23 protein-coding genes are annotated in these 23,653 nt (G+C 38.1%); 19 read left to right on the plus strand and 4 right to left on the minus strand.

Features of this window, described 5'->3' with window-relative positions:
* The first annotated feature begins 80 nt into the window (after window positions 1-80).
* The 3 genes from AC3RVF_RS09070 (at window position 81) to AC3RVF_RS09080 (ending at window position 4,629) form a co-directional block, all read left to right on the plus strand.
* Window positions 81-1,004, plus strand: coding sequence for a GLPGLI family protein (locus AC3RVF_RS09070; protein ID WP_489693235.1), 924 nt, complete (start codon window positions 81-83; stop codon window positions 1,002-1,004).
* Between the two features lie 87 nt (window positions 1,005-1,091).
* Window positions 1,092-3,851 (plus strand): carboxypeptidase-like regulatory domain-containing protein, encoded by a 2,760-nt coding sequence (locus AC3RVF_RS09075; protein ID WP_489691327.1) that lies wholly within the window; start codon window positions 1,092-1,094, stop codon window positions 3,849-3,851.
* Between the two features lie 163 nt (window positions 3,852-4,014).
* On the plus strand, window positions 4,015-4,629 hold the full coding sequence (locus tag AC3RVF_RS09080; RefSeq protein ID WP_489691328.1) for a DUF4230 domain-containing protein: 615 nt from the start codon (window positions 4,015-4,017) through the stop codon (window positions 4,627-4,629).
* Here AC3RVF_RS09080 and AC3RVF_RS09085 read toward each other — a convergent pair.
* From AC3RVF_RS09085 to AC3RVF_RS09095, 3 genes are all read right to left on the minus strand, one after another.
* Window positions 4,624-4,950 carry a thermonuclease family protein gene (locus tag AC3RVF_RS09085; protein ID WP_489691329.1) on the minus strand — a complete coding sequence of 109 codons (327 nt, stop codon included), beginning with the start codon at window positions 4,948-4,950 and terminating at the stop codon, window positions 4,624-4,626. The genes AC3RVF_RS09080 and AC3RVF_RS09085 overlap by 6 nt on opposite strands.
* 101 nt (window positions 4,951-5,051) lie before the next feature.
* The gene (locus tag AC3RVF_RS09090) at window positions 5,052-5,357 is read right to left on the minus strand and encodes a rhodanese-like domain-containing protein (RefSeq protein WP_489691330.1); all 306 of its coding nucleotides are present in this window, start codon (window positions 5,355-5,357) and stop codon (window positions 5,052-5,054) included.
* Window positions 5,358-5,397: 40 nt separating this feature from the next.
* On the minus strand, window positions 5,398-7,221 hold the full coding sequence (locus AC3RVF_RS09095) for an aromatic amino acid hydroxylase (RefSeq protein WP_489691331.1): 1,824 nt from the start codon (window positions 7,219-7,221) through the stop codon (window positions 5,398-5,400).
* 133 nt (window positions 7,222-7,354) lie between these two features.
* Between AC3RVF_RS09095 and AC3RVF_RS09100 the strand changes: the two genes are divergently transcribed.
* The 12 genes from AC3RVF_RS09100 to paaZ all read left to right on the plus strand — a co-directional run bounded on the left by AC3RVF_RS09100 (window position 7,355) and on the right by paaZ (window position 19,195).
* Window positions 7,355-7,924, plus strand: a complete 570-nt coding sequence (locus AC3RVF_RS09100; RefSeq protein ID WP_489693236.1) for a TetR/AcrR family transcriptional regulator — start codon at window positions 7,355-7,357, stop codon at window positions 7,922-7,924.
* Window positions 7,925-8,076: 152 nt separating this feature from the next.
* A complete protein-coding gene (locus AC3RVF_RS09105; protein ID WP_489691333.1) occupies window positions 8,077-9,150 on the plus strand; it encodes a 2Fe-2S iron-sulfur cluster-binding protein in 1,074 nt (357 codons plus the stop codon).
* Between the two features lie 57 nt (window positions 9,151-9,207).
* Window positions 9,208-10,164 carry a 1,2-phenylacetyl-CoA epoxidase subunit PaaA gene (paaA, locus tag AC3RVF_RS09110; RefSeq protein ID WP_489691334.1) on the plus strand — a complete coding sequence of 319 codons (957 nt, stop codon included), beginning with the start codon at window positions 9,208-9,210 and terminating at the stop codon, window positions 10,162-10,164.
* A 114-nt stretch (window positions 10,165-10,278) separates the two neighbouring features.
* The gene (gene paaB / locus AC3RVF_RS09115) at window positions 10,279-10,572 is read left to right on the plus strand and encodes a 1,2-phenylacetyl-CoA epoxidase subunit PaaB (RefSeq protein WP_489691335.1); all 294 of its coding nucleotides are present in this window, start codon (window positions 10,279-10,281) and stop codon (window positions 10,570-10,572) included.
* Window positions 10,573-10,687: 115 nt separating this feature from the next.
* Window positions 10,688-11,458, plus strand: coding sequence for a 1,2-phenylacetyl-CoA epoxidase subunit PaaC (paaC, locus tag AC3RVF_RS09120; RefSeq protein ID WP_489691336.1), 771 nt, complete (start codon window positions 10,688-10,690; stop codon window positions 11,456-11,458).
* 54 nt (window positions 11,459-11,512) lie between these two features.
* On the plus strand, window positions 11,513-12,013 hold the full coding sequence (gene paaD, locus AC3RVF_RS09125) for a 1,2-phenylacetyl-CoA epoxidase subunit PaaD (protein ID WP_489691337.1): 501 nt from the start codon (window positions 11,513-11,515) through the stop codon (window positions 12,011-12,013).
* 87 nt (window positions 12,014-12,100) lie between these two features.
* A complete protein-coding gene (locus AC3RVF_RS09130) occupies window positions 12,101-12,883 on the plus strand; it encodes an enoyl-CoA hydratase-related protein (RefSeq protein ID WP_489691338.1) in 783 nt (260 codons plus the stop codon).
* Window positions 12,884-12,978: 95 nt separating this feature from the next.
* The gene (locus AC3RVF_RS09135; protein ID WP_489691339.1) at window positions 12,979-14,139 is read left to right on the plus strand and encodes a 3-hydroxyacyl-CoA dehydrogenase NAD-binding domain-containing protein; all 1,161 of its coding nucleotides are present in this window, start codon (window positions 12,979-12,981) and stop codon (window positions 14,137-14,139) included.
* Window positions 14,140-14,547 (plus strand): PaaI family thioesterase, encoded by a 408-nt coding sequence (locus AC3RVF_RS09140; protein WP_489691340.1) that lies wholly within the window; start codon window positions 14,140-14,142, stop codon window positions 14,545-14,547.
* 34 nt (window positions 14,548-14,581) lie between these two features.
* Window positions 14,582-15,439, plus strand: a complete 858-nt coding sequence (gene ypfJ, locus AC3RVF_RS09145) for a KPN_02809 family neutral zinc metallopeptidase (protein WP_489693237.1) — start codon at window positions 14,582-14,584, stop codon at window positions 15,437-15,439.
* A 4-nt stretch (window positions 15,440-15,443) separates the two neighbouring features.
* Window positions 15,444-16,652 (plus strand): 3-oxoadipyl-CoA thiolase, encoded by a 1,209-nt coding sequence (gene pcaF, locus AC3RVF_RS09150; RefSeq protein WP_489691599.1) that lies wholly within the window; start codon window positions 15,444-15,446, stop codon window positions 16,650-16,652.
* A 44-nt stretch (window positions 16,653-16,696) separates the two neighbouring features.
* A complete protein-coding gene (gene paaZ, locus AC3RVF_RS09155; protein ID WP_489691342.1) occupies window positions 16,697-19,195 on the plus strand; it encodes a phenylacetic acid degradation bifunctional protein PaaZ in 2,499 nt (832 codons plus the stop codon).
* A gap of 101 nt (window positions 19,196-19,296) precedes the next feature.
* Here the strand turns inward: paaZ and AC3RVF_RS09160 are convergent, their stop codons facing one another.
* A complete protein-coding gene (locus AC3RVF_RS09160; RefSeq protein ID WP_489693238.1) occupies window positions 19,297-20,268 on the minus strand; it encodes a bile acid:sodium symporter family protein in 972 nt (323 codons plus the stop codon).
* Between the two features lie 322 nt (window positions 20,269-20,590).
* On the opposite strand from AC3RVF_RS09160, the gene AC3RVF_RS09165 reads away from it, so the two are divergent.
* From AC3RVF_RS09165 to AC3RVF_RS09180, 4 genes are all read left to right on the plus strand, one after another.
* A complete protein-coding gene (locus tag AC3RVF_RS09165) occupies window positions 20,591-21,343 on the plus strand; it encodes an enoyl-CoA hydratase/isomerase family protein (protein WP_489693239.1) in 753 nt (250 codons plus the stop codon).
* Window positions 21,344-21,433: 90 nt separating this feature from the next.
* Window positions 21,434-22,042, plus strand: coding sequence for an acyltransferase (locus tag AC3RVF_RS09170; RefSeq protein WP_489693240.1), 609 nt, complete (start codon window positions 21,434-21,436; stop codon window positions 22,040-22,042).
* 63 nt (window positions 22,043-22,105) lie between these two features.
* The gene (locus AC3RVF_RS09175; RefSeq protein ID WP_489691346.1) at window positions 22,106-22,318 is read left to right on the plus strand and encodes a hypothetical protein; all 213 of its coding nucleotides are present in this window, start codon (window positions 22,106-22,108) and stop codon (window positions 22,316-22,318) included.
* A gap of 20 nt (window positions 22,319-22,338) precedes the next feature.
* The gene (locus AC3RVF_RS09180; protein ID WP_489693241.1) at window positions 22,339-23,631 is read left to right on the plus strand and encodes a dihydrolipoamide acetyltransferase family protein; all 1,293 of its coding nucleotides are present in this window, start codon (window positions 22,339-22,341) and stop codon (window positions 23,629-23,631) included.
* Window positions 23,632-23,653: the final 22 nt, after the last annotated feature.

The following is a 23,653-nucleotide window of genomic DNA, read 5'->3' on the forward strand; positions in this document are numbered from 1 at the left end:
TTTTATAGACAGATTAAACTAACTTTAAACGATTTAGTCAAAGATTATGAGCTTTGACGCCTAACTTCAATTTACAATATATGATAAAATATATCTCAATTTTTCTGCTATTATTTTCTTTCACCATAAATGCCCAAAATATTAGCGGTCAAGCCTATTACGAATCTAAAACCACTGTAGATCTCGACGCTTTTGGCGGTAACCGCGAAATGACCGATGAAATGAAAAAGTCTATTGCGGAGCGAATGAAAGGTATGCTCGAAAAAACATATATACTCACTTTCAACAAAGACGAGTCACTTTATAAAGAACAGGAAAAACTTGATGCCACGCCTATAAACCCAGGCTTTAAAATGATGATGAGCAGCTTTACTCCGGGCGTTCAGTACAAAAACATAAAAACATCACAGCTTGTTGAGGAGAACGAATTTTTTGGAAAACAATTTTTGGTAACAGACTCCGTACAAACTTTGGATTGGCAAATAACAAAGGAATCAAAACAAATTGGACAATACATAGCTTTTAAAGCCACTGCACTGAAAAAAATTGATCCAAACGATTTAAGCATGGCACGCCCAAGAGGTAATAGAGGAGGAAGAAACGGTTCAGGAGATAGAGCGAAGGGAGACGAAATAAAAGAAAATACTGCAATAAAAAAAGATACTACACAGTCGGAAGACCCAATGGATATGATTGAAATTCCAAAGGAAATTGAGGTTACGGCTTGGTTTACACCACAAATTCCAGTTAGTAATGGGCCAGGGGAATATGGAGGTCTACCCGGACTTATTTTAGAATTGAACTTTTATAGAACCACGCTTTTGTGTTCTAAAATAGTGATGAACCCAAAAGAAGCTGATAAAATTGAAGCGCCCACAAAAGGCAAAAAAGTTACCCGTGAAGAATACATTAAAATTGTTAAGGATAAAACCGAAGAACTTCGCGAAAACTTTAGAGGTCGAGGTGGCAATGGAGGCGGCGGTCGTGGAGGTGGTGGATTTTAATAACAGTTTTTAATTAATTCTCAATATAACAGGCAAATTATTTGTCTGGTCGAGCGCAGTCGAGACCTCATTACTACAATACACACTATGAAAAAAATCCTTTGTTTATCTGTTATTTTTATAGGCTTTTCCCTTTCTGCCCAAAGTATTAAAGTGAAAGGAACCATCAAAGATAGCATCGGCAATCCGTTGGAATTTGCCAATGTTATTGCAAGTATTAAGTCTTCGGGTGAAACCGAATCTTACGGAATTACCAATTACCAAGGCCGCTACCAACTAGATCTTCCAAAAGGAAATAATTACGTTTTAAGAGCAAGTTTTCTGGGTTATGAAAGCAAGGAGCAGACGGTAAATGTTTCTTCAGATTCAGAAAATATAGATCTAGATTTCATTTTAAATCCGCAGGAAAACCAGCTGGACGATGTAGAAATTGTTTACGAAATGCCCGTTACGGTAAGAGGAGACACAATAGTCTACAACGCAGATAGTTTTACAAATGGCGACGAGCGCAAACTGGGCGATGTGATGAAAAAACTCCCCGGCGTTGAAGTAAATGAAGACGGCGAAATACAAGTAGAAGGTAAAACCGTTACCAAAGTAATGGTTGAAGGGAAAGATTTTTTTGATGGCGATAGCAAACTCGCAACAAAAAACATTCCCGCAGATGCTGTTGCTAAAGTGGAAGTGCTACGTAATTACAACGAAGTAGGCCAAATGCGCGGTTTAGGAAATGATCAAGACAATGTAGCAATAAACATTAGATTAAAGGAAGGAAAAAAGGATTTCTGGTTTGGAGAAGTTACTGCTGGCGCTGGAATTGCAGATGAATACGGCGAAGATAGTGGCCGTTATTTAGTGCATCCAAAACTGTTTTATTACAGCCCAAAATACAGCATAAACCTAATCACAGATTTTAATAATATTGGCGAAGTTCCTTTTACGTTTCGCGATTATTTCAACTTTACGGGCGGGTTTAAAAATTTCAATAGAGGCGGCGGAACAAGTTTTAGAATCAGCGATAGCGACCTCGGTTTTGCAGTTGCACAAAACAATCGTGCAAAAAGTATTGACGCAAAATTTGTTGCGGGAAACTTCAGTTATGCAGTAAATGACAAACTAGATATTAGCGGTTTTGGAATTTTAAGCGACAACAAAACAAATATCGTAAACAACAGTATCCGCCAATATATTTTAACCGGAATTACTGAAAATACTAATGCAAGCAACGACCAGCGTAACCAGTTGGCAATGTTTAAACTGAGCAGCAGTTATAAACCCAGCACAAGTTTTCAAGTGGATTATGATGCTTTGGTGAAAACATCTAAACAAACCGAAGATGATGCCACTATTTCAATAGTTGGCGGAAATCAAAACGATATTTCAGAAGTGAAGGAAAACAAACCTTTCTCTATAAATCAGACGGCGAATGCCTATTTCACTTTAAACGACAAGAATATCTTCGCTGCGGAAGTGCAACATTTATATCAAAATGAAGATCCTTTTTATCAAGCAGAACAGGATTCCATTCCGTTTCGGGGTGTTTTCACGGTTATAGATCAAGAGGATCCTTTTAATAGTGATGCCGATACTTTTGATCCTTTAGTAGAATCAGACCGTTACAACATCAATCAAAATAAAACTGTAAAAAGCAATAAGCTGGACGCGAAGGTCGATTATTATTACGTTCTAAATAATTTAAGCAATATTAATTTAACCGTCGGAACTACCTATAGCAATCAAAATTTTAACTCTGCGATTTTTCAGATTTTGGATAATGGCGATGAAAATACTTTTACTGACGACGATTTCAACAACGATGTAACCTACACTTTTACGGATGCCTTTTTCGGACTTCATTATAAATTGAAATCGGGGAAATTCATTTTTACTCCAGGAGCTACACTTCACAATTATAGTTTGAAAAACGAACAATTAGGCACAACTGCCACTCAAAACGATTGGATGGTTTTACCAGATGTAAATGTGATTTTAGAATTGAAGAAAAGTGAAAACTTGCGTTTCAACTATGCAATTACTTCAGAATACAGCGATGTAAATAATTACGCACAAGCTTATGTTTTCAATAATTATAACCGTCTTTATCGCGGAAATAGAGAACTGGAAAATTCGCTTTCGCACAGTTATAATTTAACGTATTTCAGTTTTAATCTTTTCAACTATACAAACATCGGCGGAAATTTAAGTTACACCCGACGTATTGACGCTATTAAAACAAACACCCAATTGGAGGGAATAAACCAAGTGAGCAGCCCCGTGAATTTTGATAGTAACTTTCCCGATGAAACATTTTCGGCGGTTGGAAGATTTAGTAAAACGATTAAAAAAGTTCAGTTTAAGCTAGATGCGGCAATGGTTTTAAGTAAAACAAACAATACTATTAATAACGAAATTCGCGAGAGCCAAAGTTTAACTCAGAATTACAACGCCAGTATTTTAAGCAACTTTAAAACCTTCCCGAATTTTGAAGTGGGTTATCGTTTCACCAAAAATGAATACGACAATGGCGGAATTGAACAGACTTTTTTCACAAACCGTCCTTACGCAAATGTGAATCTTCGCTTTTTGAAAAACTTCAACTTTTTTGCGGAGTGGGACTATTATAATTACACCAACGATGCAAAAACGGTAGAGAATAACTATTCGTTTATAAACGCGAATTTGTATTACCAAAAAGGCGAAAGTCCGTGGGAGTTTTCAATTCGCGCTACAAATCTTCTGGATACCAAATCTATTAACAACGATAGCTTTAATGATCAATATAACACTACTTCGCAATATTTTGTAATGCCGCGCATTGCGATGCTTGTGGTAAAATATGATTTGTAACTGCCATTGCGAACGAAGCGAAGCAATCCCTATAAATTTTCTTAAAGTATAATTAATGGTATATTCATTTCAATTGAAATATGATTATTTTTGAACACCATCTTCGCAATCTTAAGAGTCTTATGTCTTACATCATATAGCGAAGCGGTCTTAAGTCTTTTTTATGCGAAATATCTTACTCGGAATTGTAATTGCATTCGTCATCGTCTTCGGCCTTCGCTATTGCGAAAACAAAAAAGATAACCGTGAAATTCTCGAAGCCAATACAGCGCTAATTCAAAAAGAATTGAAAAACGTAGGTAAACTGATCGTAACCGAAGGGAGTTACGCCCAAGTTTTCAGTTATAACGATAGCAAAGATTTAATGTATGGCCTTTTTGATGCCCGAAAAAAAGCGTTGATTGTAGTAAATGCAAAAGCTACAATCGCGTACGATTTAAGCCAAGTAAACACTCAAGTGGACGAAGCGACGAAAACAGTAACGATTACAAACATTCCTGAACCGGAGCTTTCCATCAACCCAAATATTCAATATTACGATGTAACGCAAGATTACTTAAATCAGTTTACCGCCGCAGATTACAACAAAATAAAACAACGTGTTGAAAAATCGCTTCGGAAAAAAATAGAAGCTTCAGAATTGCGGACAAATGCAGATAACCGACTAATTTCTGAACTTCAGAAAATTTTTATTTTGACGAATTCCATGGGTTGGACCTTGAAATATAACACAACCGTGGTTGAAAATGAAGCCGAGCTACAAAAACTAAAATTATAGCATATACTCTTTAGCGTGCCCGTTTTGAACTAGCCACAGATTTAAGTCTATATCGCCAATGATGATATTTGCCAGATAACGACCGTATTTTTCCTGCTTGTCCTTGTAAGAATTGATTGTAACTTCTTTGTTAAGAATCATCGCACGTACAATGTCGCGCACCACCAAACCTTTCTCTCTTTCTTCTCCGCGCAATTCGGGGGTGTCTATTCCATAGAGCCGAAATTTCATTTGCTGAAAGTGAAAAAATCCTAAATCCACCATAGCAGTTACTGTGTCACCGTCATAAACAGAGATTATTTTTGCTTTGTACTGATACATAATTTCAATTTTTTGTGATTAGCATTTATAAAGCTACAAAAAACTGACAATCAACCACTTAAAAACAAAGGTTTATTTTGGCACTTCCTTTTGGCTGAGAATTATAATTTCTGACTCAGACTGTGCCAGCCACCGCCGTTCATAGCTTCAACGCCACCACTTTTTAGAATTCCAGCTGCACTTGCACTACGCATACCACTGGCGCAGCAGCAAATTACAGGTTTGTTCCATTTTTTTATTTCCCCCATTTTTGAAGTAATAGTCTGCAGCGGAATATTTTTGGAACCCGGAATGGCTCCACCGTCATATTCACCTTTGGTGCGTACATCAATGATGATTGCACCACGGCTTTTAAAATCTTCAATTTTCTTTGATTTGTTTCCGAATAAAAAATCTAATAATCCCATAGTATAGTTTCTCCTCGAACGTAGTCGAGAGGTTTTTTAATTAATAATTATTTTGTTGAGCACTGAGCGGAGCCGAAGTGCTTTTATTGAAAGAAGTCGAGGCATCAATTAGCTCCAATCCTCCCTCAATTAAATGTGCCGCTTTTGGTCTTTGTTCCTTCAAATTTAAAAGATGTTGCAATATTTCTTCTGAAAAATCTGAGTCTTCTTTAGAAACCAGCTCATAAATTTCCAAGGGAAGCAACCAATCGGTAGCGTGGTTTTCTTTTAAAGCTTCAAATATTTTTTCTAATTTGTTCCCCTCCTTCGAAGGAGGGGTTAGGGGTGGATGTTCATTACGAATCTCACGAACTTCTTTATAGAGTTCATTGAGCTCTTTTTCTTTCTCGGTTTGCTCAACGCGAATTGTTTCACTTGAAGCAATATGTGTCGCCAGATTAAACGAATTATAATCTGCCGCGCCAGCAAATGCCGAAACAATTTCTTTACCAACCGCCATGTCAAAATCACCCATTTCTGGTGAAAACAATACCTCGTCTTTATATTTTACCGTACAATCTGTAAATTGAATTAACATTAATTCGCCTCTCAAATTTCGAATTCCTGTAACGTTCAAACCCTTTACGGTTATGCCGCTTTCAAATTCAAATTCAATGGGCTTTCCATCATAAAAACTATAAGCCTGCAAATCGCGAGGTCCCATATTTTCTATCGCAAGATTTATTCCTTTTAATTTCCCAAGCGGCGATCCGAAACGGTTTTTATGTCTACTAATTCCTTGACCAATAACTTCTTTTTCGCGGTAACTAAGTGCAGTTTCGCCTTTGGTTTCAAAATAAACTACTTGGTTGTCTTCGTTTTTAATCATTCTATTAAAATGACCGCTTATCTGTAAACCGGTACTAATTTCTATCGTTCCAAGTTGTTTGGATTTTATCAGTTTTTTCAAACCTCGCCATCCACCTTTTCTCACAGCCATTGTATTTGCAAATTCTTCTAAAACTTCCTGCAAATAAGCAAAATCTGGCGTAACGTAAAGCTGTGGTTGCGGTTTTGTAATGTCGAAATCTTGGTAAGCAGCATCTATGGAATAAGGTATTTTCTTCACCTCGTCCTTCATACACCAAACGCTTTCGCCAATGGAAGAAAGCAGACCTGCGCCATAAATTTTAGGATTTTTAACTGTACCAACCATGCCGTATTCAACAGTCCACCAATGCAAGTTTCGAATTAAAGAAATCTCGGAAGCTTTCACTTTTTTGTTTTGAAGTTCTTCAACTCGTGTTTCGGCAGCGTTAATCAATTCTTTCGAAATACCCTCTGCTTCCTTTAAAATAGAGAGTTCACGTACTGCTTCGTACATATCAATATCGTGAGCGCTGGAAATTGCTTTGGCGCCAATTTCTCCAAAACGGCGTAAATATTCCGCATAATCTGGACTCGCAATAATAGGCGCATGACCCGCACCTTCGTGAATAATATCGGGCGCTGGCGTGTATTCAATGTTTTCAAGTTGACGAATATCGCTAGCAATTACAAGCACTTTATAGGCCTGAAATTCCATAAAAGCATTCGGTGGAATAAATCCATCAACGGCAACTGCCGCCCAACCAATTTCTTTCAAAATACGGTTCATTCCGTACATCGATGGAATTTCATCTATGGAAATACCAGTTTTTTTCAAGCCTACCAAATAACTTTCGTGGGCAACTTTGGCGAGATAATTTACATTTTTTCGCATTACATAGCGCCAAACAGCTTGGTTTATGGGCGTGTATTGCTCATAATTCTGTGGTTTTATATACTGTTTTAAATGCGGCGGTAACCGGTCCAACAGTTCGTTGGTTTCAATCTTAATTTCCATAATTCAAAAGTAATTGGTTTTGTTTTGAAAACATCTCGCTCCTTCCCAATTTTTAGGTAAATTGGGTATTTACATTTTGGCAAATAAAATCGGATCGGGTGCTCAGCCCTAAAATTCCTATATTGCATCGTCAATGAAAACAATCTCCCGAAAAGAAGAAATAATAGCAACTGCATCCCGACTTTTTTATGAAAAAGGCTACACTGCAGTTTCTATGCGCGACATCGCTACGGCCCTAAATATAAAGGCTGCGAGTCTCTACAACCACATAAAAAGCAAGCAGGAAATACTTTCAGAAATCATACTGAAAGTTGCCGAAGAATTTACCGTTGGAATGGAAAGTGTGGTCGCTGAAAATAGTTCGGCAATCAAAATGATTGAAAAAGTAATCGAACTTCATATAGATATTACGGTTAACTATTCCGAAGCATTAGCCGCTTTAAACAACGACTGGATGCACCTTGAAGAGGCAGACCTTAGCGCTTTTGTAAAAATGCGTGAAGATTACGAACAGAATTTCCGAAGTATAATTAAACAAGGCATTCAGGCTGGTGAAATGAAACCGCATCATCCCGAAGTTATTCTATTTTCAATACTTTCCACATTGCGTACGTTGTATTTGTGGAATCAAAAAAGAGGTAAAGTAGATGTGAATATTCTAAAAAAGGATATGGTTTCTGTTCTCATTAAAGGGATAATATAAAATGTCTGTTCGAGTCATTCGACTTCACTTAGCCTAAACTGAAGTCGAGTACTATTTTAGGACGTCCCGACTGCGCTCGACGAGACAAAATAATAATTTGCAATTCTAACTAACAAGCGTTAGTTTTGTTAACTTAATTCGATAAAAAACAAGTGGCGAAATTTCATAAAATAAAAATAAAGGACGTTTACAAAGAGACCGACGATTGTTCGGTAATAACTTTTGATGTCCCCGATAATCTGGCTGAAGAATTTCACTTTCGCCAAGGTCAACACTTAACTTTAAAGGCAGACATAAATGGCGAGGACACCCGCCGTTCCTACAGTTTGTGTTCCAGTCCCATTGATAAGCAATGGCAAGTAGCGGTTAAGACAATTCCTGGAGGTGCTTTTTCAACTTTTGTAAATTCCACTTTAAAGTCTGGCGATATGCTAGAAATTATGGAGCCCAGCGGAATGTTCGGTGTTAAAGCTGATCCAGAAAAAGCCAAAAACTATCTGTTTTTTGCTGCAGGAAGCGGAATTACACCAGTGCTTTCAATGATTAAAACCCATTTAGCACTTGAGCCAAACGCAACTTGCAAATTGTTTTATGTGAATAAAACCGCGAAATCCATTATCTTTAAAGAGGCTTTGGAACAATTGCGGAACAAATATTTCGGAAGGCTAGAAATTTATTATTTTCTTACGAAAGAGCGTCGGGATATCGATCTTTTTAACGGTCGTTTTGATGATGAAAAAATGAAGGTGCTAACCAAAACTTTTATCGACATTCCTGATACGAGTGAAGTGTTTTTATGCGGCCCCGAAGAAATGGTAAATTACTTAAGCAACTATTTAATAGATGCTGGCTTGCCGAAGGAATTAATTCATTTTGAATTGTTCGTTACTGGTCTAACCGAAGAAGATAAGCAACGTGCCGAGCGTTTGGCGCAGCAAAATGTGGAAGGTGTGGAGGTAACCATTGTAGATGCAGGAAAAGAATTCCAATTTAGAATGACCAAAGATTTTGATAATATTCTCGATGCCGCTTTGGCTGCGGGTGCCGATTTACCCTTCGCCTGTAAAGGTGGGGTTTGCAGTACTTGTAAATGCCAAATTTTAGAAGGCAGCGTTGAAATGAAAATAAATTATGCCTTGAGCGATAAAGAAGTTGGGCAAAACTTAGTGTTAAGTTGCCAAGCCGTTCCAACTTCAGAAAAAGTGAAAGTAGATTTTGATGTATAAAGCATTGCTAGACCTGACAGGTTTTTAAAACCTGTCAGGTCTGAAAAAGATAGAATTATGAGCGAAAAAGAAGTTAAAAACCTAGAAGAAATTTTTGAAGCTCGCATTGCGCGCGATGAAAAAATTGAACCGAAAGATTGGATGCCGGAGAAATACCGTCAAACACACATTCGGCAAATGAGCCAGCACGCACATTCTGAAATTGTTGGAATGCTACCAGAAGGAAACTGGATTACTCGAGCTCCGTCCTTACGCAGAAAAGCCGCATTACTTGCTAAAGTTCAAGATGAAGCTGGTCACGGATTATACCTTTATTCGGCCTGCGAAACTTTAGGTATTTCGCGTGATGAATTATATGAACAACTTCACAGCGGAAAAGCGAAGTACTCCTCAATTTTTAACTACCCCACAGTTACTTGGGCCGATATGGGCGCAGTAGGCTGGTTAGTTGACGGAGCAGCGATTATAAATCAAGTGCCGCTTTGCAATACATCTTTCGGACCGTATGCTCGTGCTATGGTGCGCGTTTGTAAGGAGGAAAGTTTTCACCAACGCCAAGGTTTTGAAATTATGTTAACGCTTTGCCGTGGTTCTGAAGAGCAAAAGGCAATGGCGCAAGATGCGTTAAATCGTTGGTGGTGGCCAAGTTTGATGATGTTGGGACCAACAGATGCTGAATCAATCCACACAGAGCAATCGATGAAGTGGAAACTAAAACGAAAAAGTAACGATGAATTACGTCAACAATTTATAGATCAAACTGTGCCGCAAGCAGACTTATTGGGACTTACAATTCCAGATCCAGATATGAAATTCAATGAAGAAACTAGTAGTTATGATTTTGGCGAAATTAATTGGGACGAATTCTGGCAGGTAGTAAAAGGCCACGGACCTTGTAACAAAGAAAGAATGAGTGCCCGTGTTAACGCCTGGAATAATGGTGAATGGGTACGCGATGCGGCAATGGCGCACGCAGAAAAAAATGCAAATAAAAAAGTAGCGAAAGCAAGTTGAAAAAAGACAAAAGACAATAGGACTTAAGACGTAAGACAAATAAATTATGGTCTTACGTCCTATGTCCTAGAGCGAAGCGCGGTCTTAAGTCTTAATATTAAAAACTAATACCTTATGTCTAATAACAAAAAAAATTGGCCCCTTTGGGAAATATTTGTCCGCAGTAAAAACGGACTTGAGCACCGACACTTTGGAAGTCTTCACGCTGCCGATGCTGAAATGGCAATGGAAAATGCACGCGATGTTTATACACGTAGAAACGAAGGCGTAAGCATATGGGTTGTGGAAAGCACAAATATTACAGCTTCAAACCCAGAGCAAAATGGCGAAATGTTCGAACCAGCACAAGATAAAGTATATCGTCATCCAACATTTTACGATTTGCCGGATGAGGTGAAGCATATGTAACAAATTCCTGCGCAGGCAGGAATCTCAGTATATATTGTTCAATTTTTCCTCATTGGGTTAAAATAGTGCAACAATGATTTCTGCTAATTTTTATTAATGAAATACTAAGAAAATAATGGAATCTCAAGAAAAAAATTCCCGCCTTCACGGGAATTATATCCTAACAATCGCAGACAACTCCCTAATCCTCGCGCAGCGATTGGGCGAACTTTGCGGTCACGGCCCAAATTTGGAAACCGATATTGCATTAACAAATATTTCCTTGGATTTGCTTGGGCAAACGCGAAGCTATTATCAATATGCAGCGAAAGTTTCAGGCGAAGGTAAAACCGAGGATGATATCGCTTTTTTAAGAATTGAAAGAGAATACAAAAACTGTCTGTTAGTTGAACAGCCGAATACACATTTTGGTTTTGTAATCGGGCGTCAGTTTTTGTTTGATGTTTTCCATTTTATGTTAATGGAAAAACTTCAAAATAGTCTAGATGAAACTTTAGCTGCAATTGCAAAGAAGGGAATTAAAGAAGTGAGTTACCACAAGAGATTTTCTTCAGATTGGGTAAAACGTTTGGGTGATGGAACCGAAGAAAGCAACCAAAAAATGCAAGAAGCAATCAACGATCTTTGGCGATTTACTGACGAACTTTTCCATACAACCGAGGCTGAAAAAGCAATGGCAAAAGAAGGGGTTGGAATTGATGTTTCCACCTTCAAAGAAAAATATTACGAAGAAGTTTCCGAAGTTTTAAAAGAAGCAACGCTAACTGTTCCTGAAAATAAATATTTCACCAAAGGCGGAAAAGAAGGTATACATACAGAACATATGGGCTATATTTTGTCAGAATTGCAATATATGCAACGTACATATCCAAATATGACTTGGTAAAATTTAATGTCACCCTGAGCGCAGTCGAAGGGTTTTTAATTTATAAGAAGAATTTTGTTAACCAAAAAAGCACATATCGAATCCCACTTAATCCCAGTTCTGAAAACCGTTTCAGATCCGGAGATTCCTGTGCTTTCTGTTTTGGCTCTTGGTGTTATTCGGGAAGCAATTGAAAAAGAGGGCGTAATTCATATAAAATTAACTCCAACATATTCTGGTTGCCCAGCAATGGACGTAATTGCGGACGATTTAAAAGCTGCTTTTTTAGAAATAGGAAAAACCGCCGAAGTTGAATTGGTGCTTTCTCCCGCGTGGTCCACAGATTGGATCACGGAAGAAGGACTCCAAATGATGGAAGAATATGGTATTGCGCGTCCGTTATCTGAATCGCACAATATAGATGTTTTGTTGGGTGAAAAAAGGCTGGTTAAATGTCCGCAATGCCAAAGTACAAATACACATTTGGTGAGCCAATTTGGTTCCACGGCTTGCAAGGCACTTTTTAAATGCGATGATTGCCTAGAACCGTTTGATTATTTTAAATGCCTAAAATAAATTCCCGCGAAGGCGGGAATCTCATTGTTATAAAAAGATTTATAAATTGAAGTTATTATAAAAAATAGCAGTTTCGCAGACCTAAATATGAATAAAAGCATAACAACTCAAATAGAAAACAAAGTAGCAACACTAACGCTTAATCGCCTTGAGGTTTTCAATAGCTTCAACCGTGAAATGGCGTTATTGCTGCAAAGTGAATTGGACGCTTGTGAAAAAAATCCAGAAGTGCGAGCAATTGTAATCACTGGAAACGGTAAAGCGTTTTGTGCCGGACAGGATTTAAAGGAAGTTACTTCCCCAGAATTGAACCCAGGTTTTAAGAAAATTCTTGAAGAACATTACAATCCAATTATATCGAGAATTCGAAGTATCGAAAAACCGATAATTGGCGCTATCAATGGCGTTGCCGCCGGAGCAGGAGCAAATATTGCTTTAGCTTGTGACGTTGTAATTGCTTCAGAAAATGCTAGTTTTATTCAGGCTTTTAGTAAAATTGGTTTGGTTCCCGATAGTGCTGGGACTTTCTTTTTGCCACGATTAATCGGTTTTCAAAAAGCTTCGGCTTTAATGATGTTGGGTGATAAAGTTTCTGCCGTAGAAGCTGAAAAACTAGGTATGGTTTACAAAGTAGTTTCTTCAGAAAATTTTTCGGAAGAAGTAAATAATATTGCAAGCACAATGGCTAATATGCCTACGAAAGCGTTAGGATTAACAAAGCGATTGCTTAATCAATCGCTTCAGAATTCTTTGGAAGAACAGTTGAATATGGAAAGCAAACTTCAAATTGAAGCAGCCCAAAGTGAAGATTACGCAGAAGGCGTTGATGCGTTTGTAAATAAAAGAAAACCGAATTTTAAGGGGAACTAATTAATGTCACCTCGAGCGCAGTCGAGAGGTTAAAGAAAAATAATATTTAAAAATTCCTGCAAGGCTTTTAAAACTTTGCAGGATAAAATACAAATATGAAGATAGGAATAATAGGAGCAGGAACAATGGGCGCGGGCATAGCACAAGTAGCTGCCACGGCCGGATGTTTCGTAAAATTATACGACACCAAAACAGATGCTTTGGAAAAAGCTGAAGCAGATTTAAACAAAATAATGGATCGCTTGATTGAAAAAGGCAAAATCGATTCCGAAGAAAAACAGCGCATTCAGAACAATATCCAATACGTCAACACGCTAAAGGAATTGAAAGATTCTAATATGACTATTGAAGCGATTGTTGAAAATTTAGACATTAAAAAGAACGTGTTTTCTACACTTGAAAAGTTTGTGAGTGATGACTGCATAATTGCTTCAAATACTTCTTCTTTATCCATTGCTTCCATTGCTTCCTCATTGCAAAAACCTGAAAGATGCATTGGAATTCATTTTTTCAATCCTGCGCCTTTGATGAAATTGGTTGAGGTTATACCAGCAATTCAGACTTCGGAAGAGACATTAAATATTTCAATTAAAACAATTAAAGATTGGGGAAAAATGGTTGCCGTTGCAAAAGATACCCCGGGATTTATAGTAAACCGAGTTGCTCGTCCATTTTACGGAGAAGCCCTTCGAATTTACGAAGAAGGAATTGCTTCTTTTTCTGAAATAGATTCAGCGATGAAAGAGCTTGGTGGTTTCAGAATGGGCCCTTTCGAACTGATGGATTTTATAGGAAATGATGTGAATTATACGGTTACTGAAACCGTTTTTACAGCCTTTTATTTCGATCCACGCTACAAACCATCGTTCACACAAAAACGTTTCGCTGAAGCAGGTTATTTGGGGCGTAAAAGTGGAAAAGGTTATTACGATTATTCAATTAATGTCACCCCGAGCGCAGTCGAGGGGTCTTTGGCTTCTGAAAAAGCTGAACAAATTTTCAATCGAATCCTCGTAATGCTTATCAACGAAGCCGCCGACGCGCTTTTTTGGAATATCGCTTCCGCAGAAGATATAGACAACGCAATGACCAAAGGCGTTAATTACCCAAAAGGATTATTGGCTTGGGCAGACGAAAAGGGCATTGATTGGTGCATAAAGAAGATGGACGAACTTTACGATGAATATCGCGAAGACCGCTACAGATGTTCGCCTTTATTACGAAAGATGAGTCGTGAAAATAAAACCTTTTTTTAAATGCTTGATGCTGAAAAAATACCTGTAAAAATGTTAAGTCAAGATGCCTTCAGTTCTTGGCTCGGAATTGAGATTTTGGAAGTTAAAAAAGGAAGATGTAAGGTTGCGATGACTGTTCGCAAAGAAATGCTCAATAGCATGAACAAAGCCCACGGAGGCATTAGTTACAGTTTAGCGGATACGGCTTTTGGTTTTGCAGCAAACACTCACGGAAAGTTTGCCGTTTCCATTGAAACTTCAATAAATCATATTGAAGCATTGAACGAAGGCGATTATTTAACCGCAGAATCTGTAATTGAAAAAGTAGGCAATAAATTGGGTTTCAATATTGTTGAAGTAAAGCGTGGCGACGAGTTAGTTGCACTTTTTAAAGGCGTTGTTTATAGAACCAGTAAGGATTGGGAGTAATTCAAATTAAACCTAACTAATACATTTAAAAATTATGAAATGGCAGGGTAGAAGACAAAGCGGTAACTTAGACGATCGTCGTGGAATGAGCAAAGGCAAAATGGCCGCTGGTGGCGGAATTGTCGTTACTCTAATAGTACTAGCGTTAAACTTTTTTGGTGGTGAAACAGGACAACAACTTGCGCCTCTCGTTGAACAAATAGGGAATTCCCAGTCTATTCAGCAAACCGAACAAAGAGAGCTTACTGCCCAAGAAAAGGAAATGGGTAATTTTATGGCCACTGTTTTGGCTGATACCGAAGATGTTTGGAGTAATATTTTTCAACAGAATAATATAGGTGAATATCAAGAGCCAACAATGGTTCTATTTACCGACGCGGTTAGCACTGGGTGCGGAAATGCGAGTTCATCTTCGGGACCATTTTACTGCCCTGCAGACCAAAAAGTATATATGGACTTAGCCTTTTTTGACGAATTGAAATCTCGCTTCGGCGCAAAAGGGGGCGATTTTGCCATAGCTTATGTAACTGCTCACGAAATAGGCCACCACGTACAAACATTACTGGGTACTTCCCAAAAAGTAACACAACTGCAACGCCAAAATAGGAGTGAAGCCAACAGATTATCAGTAGCGCTTGAACTTCAAGCTGATTTTTATGCGGGTGTTTGGGCCTATTACAACAAAAAATACTTGGAAGAAGGTGATATTGAGGAAGCTTTAAGTGCCGCAAATGCTGTTGGCGACGACGCTATTCAAAAAAGAACACGAGGCGATGTGGTGCCAGATAGTTTTACCCACGGTAGCTCCGAACAACGAATGAAATGGTTTATGAAAGGTTATAAAACTGGCGATATAAAACAGGGTGATACCTTTTCAGAAATATTAAATTAAAATGATGAAAAACGCATATATAATTGACGGAATTAGAACTCCAATCGGGAGTTACCAAGGAGCATTAAGCACAATAAGAACAGATGATTTAGCGGCTTTGGTAATTGCTGAAATAGTAAAACGAAATCCGAATATCCCCAAAGAAGCATATGATGATGTAATTCTTGGCTGTGCAAACCAGGCTGGTGAAGACAATAGAAATATTGCGCGAATGGCTTCCCTTTTAGCAGGTTTGCCAGTAACAGTTCCTGGTGAAACAGTAAACAGACTTTGCAGCAGCGGACTTTCAGCTATTATCCAGGCTAACCGAGCTATAAAAGCAGGCGATGGAGATTTATTTATTTCCGGTGGGGTTGAACACATGACGCGCGGACCATACGTGGTTGCCAAACCATCTTCAGCCTTTGGAACCGATGCTAAAATGTACGATTCAAGTTTTGGGTGGCGATTCGTAAACCCAAAAATGCAGGAAATGTATGGAACCGATGGCATGGGAAATACCGCTGAAAATCTAGTAGAGAAATATAATATTTCAAGAGAAGACCAAGATAAGTTTGCGCTTTGGAGTCAGCAAAAAGCTACCAAAGCCCAAGAAAACGGGAGATTGGCAAAAGAAATTCTTATTGTTGAAATTCCGCAACGCAAAAAAGATCCTATAAATTTCTCGAAAGATGAATTTGTAAAGCCAACAACATCCTTAGAGATTTTAGCAAAATTACGCCCAGCTTTTAAAAAGGAAGGTGGAAGCGTTACCGCAGGGAATTCTTCAGGGTTGAATGACGGAGCTGCGGCAACAATAATTGCTTCGGAAGCGGCAGTGAAAAAATACAATCTCAAGCCATTAGCAAGAATCGTAAGTTCGGCTGTGGTTGGAGTAGAACCAAGAATTATGGGGATTGGCCCAGTGGAAGCTGCAAATAAAGCCTTGAAAAAAGCAGGCCTAACCATGGACGATATGGACGTAATCGAGCTTAACGAAGCGTTCGCAGCACAGGCATTAGCTTGCACTCGTGCCTGGGGATTAAAGGACGATGATCCAAGATTAAACCCGAATGGAGGCGCTATTGCTATTGGGCATCCACTTGGAGTTACAGGAACTAGAACCACATATTCAGCGGCCTTAGAGTTAAAAGAACAAAATAAGCGTTATGCTTTGGTAACAATGTGTATTGGCGTTGGGCAAGGGTATGCGGCTATAATCGAGCGAGTTTAAAAGGTTGTTTTGCCACTTAAACGTGGATTAATTAAAAATACAAAATGAAAAAACTACATAATTACGTTACAGGACAATGGATTACTGGTAAAGGTGAAGGCGTGCCAATGCACGATGCAATTACTGGAGAAATCGTTGCGCTTTCAGATACAGAAGGATTAGATTTTGCTGAAATCCTTCAATACGGAAGAACAAAAGGTGGCGAAGTTCTTCGGAAAATGACCTTTCAGGAACGCGGAAATATGCTGAAATCCTTAGCACTTTATCTAGTTAAAAAGAAGGCCGATTTTTATGAAATTAGCTACCGAACCGGCGCAACAAAAGTTGATAGCTGGATAGATATTGAAGGTGGTTTCGGGAATTTATTTGCCAATGCTTCCCTTCGGAAATTATTTCCAAATCAGTCCTACCACGTTGAAGGCGATCCAATAGATCTTTCACGCGGTGGCCGTTTTATGGCGCATCATATTATGGTTCCAAAACGTGGGGTTGCAATTCATATAAACGCATTTAATTTCCCTGTTTGGGGAATGTTGGAAAAGTGTGCAGTAAATTGGATGGCGGGTGTCCCTGCCGTTGTAAAACCTGCAACAAATACGTCATTTTTAACTGAAGCCGTAGTGCGTGAAATTATTGCTTCCGGAATTTTACCAGAAGGTGCATTGCAGCTAATTACTGGTTCTGCAAGAACAATCCTAGACGGAGTAGAATCGCAGGATGTGGTTACGTTCACAGGTTCTGCCACTACAGGTAAAATGCTGAAGGCACATAAAAAAATTATCGAAGAATCTGTTCCATTTACGATGGAAGCCGATTCACTTAATGCTTCAATTTTAGGTGAGGATGCCGTTCCGGGAACTCTGGAATTTGATCTCTTTATTAAAGAAGTAAGAAATGAAATGACGGTAAAATGTGGGCAAAAATGTACTGCTATCCGCCGTATAATTGTTCCGCAAAACTTAGTTGAAGATGTGCAAATTGCCCTTGGTAATGCGCTTTCAAAAGTAACAATTGGCGACCCGCGATTAAAAGAAGTGCGAATGGGTTCATTGGTGAGTTTAGATCAAGTGCAAGAAGTTAGAGAACGCGTGCAAGAATTGTCCAAAACTGCAACTATTGTTTATGGCGATTTAGATAAAATTGACGTCATAGGTGCCGATGCCAAAAAAGGAGCTTTTTTGGCTCCAATTTTACTCAGAGAAGATAATCCGTTTAAAAATCTAGCGGTTCATGAAACTGAAGCTTTTGGCCCAGTGAGTACCATTATGCCATATAAAAATTTAGACGAAGCAATCACTTTAGCCCAAATGGGGAAAGGCTCGTTAGTTTCTTCTATTGCCACAAATGATGATAAAATTGCGAAGGAGTATGTAATTAATGCTGCTTCCCACCACGGACGGATTTTAGTATTAAACCGCGAAAGTGCCAAAGAAAGCACAGGTCATGGTTCGCCACTTCCGTATTTAGTTCACGGTGGTCCTGGACGTGCAGGTGGCGGTGAAGAAATGGGCGGAGTGCGAGGTATAAAACATTATATGCAACGTACAGCCATTCAAGGTTCACCAACTACTTTAACCGAAATTACAGGTATTTATCAGGCAAACGCAAAATATAAAGAAGCCGATCAACATCCTTTTAAATATCACTGGGAAGACATCGAGCCCGGAATGTCGCTAAAAACGCACAATCGCACCCTAACAGATACCGATATTATAAATTTCGCCAATCTAACTTGGGATCATTTTTATGCACATACCGATATTACTTCTTTAGACGGAAGTATTTTCGAAAAGCGAACTGCCCACGGTTATTTCATTATTGCAGCCGCAGCGGGATTATTTGTTTATCCAAATAAAGGCCCAGTTGCTGCAAATTACGGTTTGGAAGATTGTCGTTTTTTACGTCCGCTGTATCACAACGATACTATTTATGTACGTTTAACGTGTAAGCAAAAAGTAGATCGCGATGTTGCTTCCGCAGAACATCCAAGCGGAATTGTAAAATGGTTTGTGGAGGTTTTTGATGCTGAAGATGAGTTGGTGGCGGTTGCAACAATTTTGACAATGGTTCAAAAGAAACAGGAGACTTTTGTTGAAATGACCGATGAAAATATTCAGGAATCTTTGAACAAGCTATCCGAAGAAACCAAGCCAAAATGGGGCATTATGACACCTCAGCATATGTTGGAACATATGGAATACACTTATAAAATTGCTTCAGGAAAAATTCAAGATTTTGAAGTTGCAACGCCTGAAAAGATATTGGAGAAAGTTCACGCAAGTCTTTACAACTATGAAAAATTTCCCCATAATTCAAATTTTCCACAGTTGGAAAAAGGTAAATTAGGAACATTAAATCATCCAGATTTGGATACTGCGAAAATTAAATTTCTTGAAGAAAGAGAAGCCTATAAAACCTATTTCAAGGAAAATCCAGAAACCAAATTAAACAATATGGTCTTCGGAGAGTTGAATAAATACGAATGGTATTTGATGGAAAGAAAACATCTTAATCATCATTTTGAACAATTCGGTCTTATATAAAGTTGAACTTTTTAAATAAACAAAAACAGCCCACGAAAGTCGGGCTGTTTTTGTTTTTCGTACTAAGCTTAAATATAGGCTTAGAACCGAAAGTGCTGCATTTATAACTGTTCTTTGCCTTTTTTAGTAGCAATTACACTAATAACTAAAATCTGAAACGCGTGATAAATCATCAAGGGTAAAAGCATAATACCAATGATGTTAGTGTGGCCAAATAATGCTTCGGAAAAAACCGTTCCGTGAACCAAGGATTTTTTAGTTCCGCAAAATTGATTGGTAATTCTATCGGCGTGATTAAATTTAAAAACCTTCCCCAACCACCCAGTAAGTGAGTAAACAATATAAAATAGTAGAAGAATTAACGCTATCATAACACCCATTTCCAATAGACTTATACTACTAAAAATTTTGTCTTCAAAAGAATGTACAAAGCTTTTGTAGATAATTAACAGGATGATAAATCTATCAAATAAGTTTAATTGGCGTTTATGTTTTTGTGCCCAAGTTCCAAGATATTTTCGCAGTAAAAGTCCGAGTATTAAAGGAATTACAATTTCTGTGATTAGTTGTAAATAGATTGTAGAAAAATCGAAAGCCACATCAGTCTGTTTTATAAACGGCATCATCCACAACGGGGTTAAAATAATTCCTATTATCCCAGAGATACTCGCATTAAAAATAGCTGCGGGTAAGTTTCCTTTGGCCATAGAAACCATCACCACAGAAGAAGATACGGTTGATGGCAAGGCGGCCATAAATAAAAAAGCCAGCCATAGAAGCTCATACTGCGTGTCTTTAAACAGCGGAAAAAATGGCAGAATAAGAAGTGGAAATAATACAAACGTAGAACTTTGTACTGTAAGATGAAGCTTCCAGTTTTTGAGACCGTTTTTTATGGCTTCGGAATTTAGACTCAAACCATAAATGAAGAAGATAAGAGAAATTCCAATACTGCTGATTAAATTCATCGGCACTGGACTATCTGACGCTCCTAACTGCGGAAAAACGTAAGCAATACCAATACTTATTACAATGGCAATAACAAATGAATCTACCTTGAGTTTCTTCAGCATGGAAGTTTTTTTTGGCAAAGATATGCGTGCTGAAACATTTTGAGAGGTAGAATGGAAATAAAGTGATTCAAACAATAAAACTTCTCGAGAATTCATCCAACCGTTTTCATCGAAATATTATGAAAATAATCAAGTTTATAAAAGCTGCAATTGACTACTGTAATTACAAAAAGTTGGTTTATTTTGTAAAATGATACTTAGTAATGCCCAAAGCGGCAATACCTGAAAAATTGTTTGGTTAAAGTAGCCAAATCAAAGGGAAAAGTCTTTAAAAATGAATAAATTGTAACCAAATGAAAACGAGCGTAAAGCGCGAATAAATATGAACGAAGCATACGTAAATCAAAACACACAAAACGGCATTTCAACCATCGAATTCTTCCACCCAGCGCACAATAGTTTGCCAGGAGATTTGCTGGCTAAACTCGCAGATACAATAACTGAAGCAGGAAATAATGACGACATAAAAGTCATAATTTTAAAAAGTGGCGGCGATAGAACATTCTGCGCAGGCGCAAGTTTTAACGAATTGATAAATATAAACGATGCCGAAACTGGAAAAATATTTTTCAGCGGTTTCGCCAATGTCATTAATGCAATGCGAAAATGTCCCAAATTTATCATCGGCAGAATTCAAGGGAAAACTGTTGGCGGCGGCGTTGGTGTTGCTTCGGCGACAGATTATTGTTTTGCAACAAAATTTTCAGCAATTAAATTGAGCGAACTAAATGTGGGCATCGGTCCGTTTGTAGTTGGTCCCGCTGTAGAGCGCAAATTAGGTCTTAGTGCAATGAGCCAAATAGCAATTGATGCCAGTGCTTTTTACACTGCAGAGTGGGCGCTAAATAAAGGATTATACAATCAACTTTTTGATAGTGTTGAAACAATGGATGCTGCTATAAATTCTTTTGCAGAGAATCTTTGCAATTACAATCCCGAAGCAATGAAAGAAATGAAAAAAGTCTTTTGGAGTGGCACCGAAGATTGGGACGACTTGCTTGCTAAAAGAGCTGTAATTTCGGGTAGATTGGTGCTTTCAGAATTTACGAAGGAAACATTAAAACGATTCGAATAAAAAATAATTAACGATTGCAGATTAACGACTTTTGATTTAAAGATTCTGAAATCAAAAATCGTTAATCGACAATCAACAATCTTAAATATTTTGATTTACAGTTTTAAAGGTCATATTCCAGTTATTCACGAATCTAGTTTCGTTCACCCTTTGGCGGCCGTAACTGGGAATGTTATTATTGGGAAAAATTGCTATATCGGTCCTGGTGCAGCAATTCGTGGCGACTGGGGTGAGATAATTTTAGAAGATGGCGTAAATGTGCAGGAAAACTGTACGGTACATATGTTTCCGGGTAAAAGTATTGTGTTGAAAGAAAGTGCGCACGTGGGTCACGGCGCAATAATTCACGGTGCTAATTTGGGTAGAAATTGCCTAATTGGAATGAACAGCGTAATTATGGACGATGCCGAAATTGGTGACGAATGCATAGTTGGCGCAATGAGTTTTGTAAAAGCTGCAGAGAAATTTCCGAAGCGAAAACTGATTGTTGGTAATCCAGCAAAGGCAATTAAAGATATTAGTGATGAAATGATTGCTTGGAAAACAGCTGGCACGAGATTGTATCAGCAGTTACCTGCGGACTGTCATGAGAGTTTGAAAGAAGTTGAACCATTACGAGAAATACCTGTGGATAGGCCAATACAGGAGGATTTTTATAAGACGCTAAATGAATTCAAGGAAAAGAATACTAAGCTTTAGCCAAAAAGAATTTTAATCGATTGAAGGTAGATTACATTTATTCTGAATTTAAAACCACAGATTATGAAAACTTTATTTCGATTATTCTTTTTATCTCTTTTCACAGCTGGTATATTGTCTTCTTGTACTGTTCATCACCATCGCGCTACAAAATCACATAAATCATCACCTGGTCAAGTTAAAAAATTTACAGGGTCTAAAAGTGCAAAACCGTATGCCCCTGGACAGAATAAAAATAAAAATAAAAAGAAGAAAAAATATAAACACCTTCCATAGTGTGAAGGGTAAATTTATTTATGAATAAAACCAATTTCAAAATGCCCAAAATGGGCGAAAGTATAACCGAGGGAACTATCATTGAATGGCATGTAAAAGTGGGCGATTCTTTTGAAGAAGGCGATATCCTTTTGGAAGTAGCCACAGATAAAGTTGATAATGAAGTGCCGGCACCTGCTGCGGGAACGATGCTGGAACATAAATTCAGCGATGGGGATGTTGTTCCAATTGGTGAAGTTATTGCTATTTTGGATATTTCAGAAAGTGGAAGTTCAGAAAAAGCTACATTAAAAACTTCTACTCCTCAAAAAGACATAAAGAAAACAACAAAGTTAGCGTCAACTTCAATTGTACCCTCGAGTGCTAAAGGCACTTCTTTCAAAGTAAATGAAAATATTTTCATATCGCCTTTAGTTGATGCCATTGCACGTAAAAATCACATTAGTTACGAAGAACTTGCACGAATTCCCGGAACCGGAAAAGACGGACGATTACGCAAAAGTGATGTTTCAGAATATATAGAAAGCGGACGTCCTTTCAAGTTTGCGCAAGCAGTTTCGGAACCTTCAGGATTCCAAATTCCCGATTTAAAATTCGATAAAGGAAAAGGTAAGATTGTTGAAATGGACCGTATGCGGCAAATGATTGCCGATCATATGGTTTATAGTAAACACACTTCGCCACACGTTACGGCTTATGTGGAAGCAGATTTGACCGATATGGCAAATTGGAGAAATAAAAATAAAGTCGCTTTTCAAGAAAAATACAACGAACGATTAACGTTTACGCCTTTATTTGTGGAAGCAGTTGCGAAGGCAATCAAGGATTTTCCCGCGATAAATTCTTCCTTAGATGGAAAAAATATTATTGTAAAAGACGAAATAAATATTGGGATGGCAACAGCACTTCCGTCGGGAAATTTAATTGTCCCCGTTGTGAGAAACGCCGATAAAAAGAATTTAAAAGAATTAGCTGCAGCTACCAATGTGTTGGCAGGGAAGGCCCGTGACAATAAATTAAAAGCTGACGACACCAAGGGAAGCACCTTTACAATAAGCAACGTTGGCACCTTCGGAAGTTTAATGGGAACCCCAATTATCAACCAACCAGAAGCTGCAATTTTAGCAACAGGAATCATAAAAAAACGTGCCGAAGTAATTGAACGAGCAGATGGAGATACTATCGAAATCAGACAAATGATGTACCTTTCTCTTTCCTTTGACCATAGAATTGTGGATGGATATTTGGCGGGTTCTTTTTTGAGGAGAATTGGTGATTATATGGAACAATTCGATTCCAATCGGAAAATTTAATTAAAAGACCTGACAGGTTTTT

The organism is Aequorivita sp. IT1183, from assembly GCF_058068265.1.

Coding starts and splice junctions, on each gene's coding strand:
- AC3RVF_RS09070 (WP_489693235.1), top strand. CDS start 81: ATGATAAAATATATCTCAATTTTTCTGCTATTATTTTCTTTCACCATA.
- AC3RVF_RS09075 (WP_489691327.1), top strand. CDS start 1,092: ATGAAAAAAATCCTTTGTTTATCTGTTATTTTTATAGGCTTTTCCCTT.
- AC3RVF_RS09080 (WP_489691328.1), top strand. CDS start 4,015: ATGCGAAATATCTTACTCGGAATTGTAATTGCATTCGTCATCGTCTTC.
- AC3RVF_RS09085 (WP_489691329.1), bottom strand. CDS start 4,950: ATGTATCAGTACAAAGCAAAAATAATCTCTGTTTATGACGGTGACACA.
- AC3RVF_RS09090 (WP_489691330.1), bottom strand. CDS start 5,357: ATGGGATTATTAGATTTTTTATTCGGAAACAAATCAAAGAAAATTGAA.
- AC3RVF_RS09095 (WP_489691331.1), bottom strand. CDS start 7,221: ATGGAAATTAAGATTGAAACCAACGAACTGTTGGACCGGTTACCGCCG.
- AC3RVF_RS09100 (WP_489693236.1), top strand. CDS start 7,355: ATGAAAACAATCTCCCGAAAAGAAGAAATAATAGCAACTGCATCCCGA.
- paaA (WP_489691334.1), top strand. CDS start 9,208: ATGAGCGAAAAAGAAGTTAAAAACCTAGAAGAAATTTTTGAAGCTCGC.
- paaB (WP_489691335.1), top strand. CDS start 10,279: ATGTCTAATAACAAAAAAAATTGGCCCCTTTGGGAAATATTTGTCCGC.
- paaC (WP_489691336.1), top strand. CDS start 10,688: ATGGAATCTCAAGAAAAAAATTCCCGCCTTCACGGGAATTATATCCTA.
- AC3RVF_RS09130 (WP_489691338.1), top strand. CDS start 12,101: ATGAATAAAAGCATAACAACTCAAATAGAAAACAAAGTAGCAACACTA.
- AC3RVF_RS09135 (WP_489691339.1), top strand. CDS start 12,979: ATGAAGATAGGAATAATAGGAGCAGGAACAATGGGCGCGGGCATAGCA.
- AC3RVF_RS09140 (WP_489691340.1), top strand. CDS start 14,140: ATGCTTGATGCTGAAAAAATACCTGTAAAAATGTTAAGTCAAGATGCC.
- ypfJ (WP_489693237.1), top strand. CDS start 14,582: ATGAAATGGCAGGGTAGAAGACAAAGCGGTAACTTAGACGATCGTCGT.
- pcaF (WP_489691599.1), top strand. CDS start 15,444: ATGAAAAACGCATATATAATTGACGGAATTAGAACTCCAATCGGGAGT.
- paaZ (WP_489691342.1), top strand. CDS start 16,697: ATGAAAAAACTACATAATTACGTTACAGGACAATGGATTACTGGTAAA.
- AC3RVF_RS09160 (WP_489693238.1), bottom strand. CDS start 20,268: ATGCTGAAGAAACTCAAGGTAGATTCATTTGTTATTGCCATTGTAATA.
- AC3RVF_RS09165 (WP_489693239.1), top strand. CDS start 20,591: ATGAACGAAGCATACGTAAATCAAAACACACAAAACGGCATTTCAACC.
- AC3RVF_RS09175 (WP_489691346.1), top strand. CDS start 22,106: ATGAAAACTTTATTTCGATTATTCTTTTTATCTCTTTTCACAGCTGGT.
- AC3RVF_RS09180 (WP_489693241.1), top strand. CDS start 22,339: ATGAATAAAACCAATTTCAAAATGCCCAAAATGGGCGAAAGTATAACC.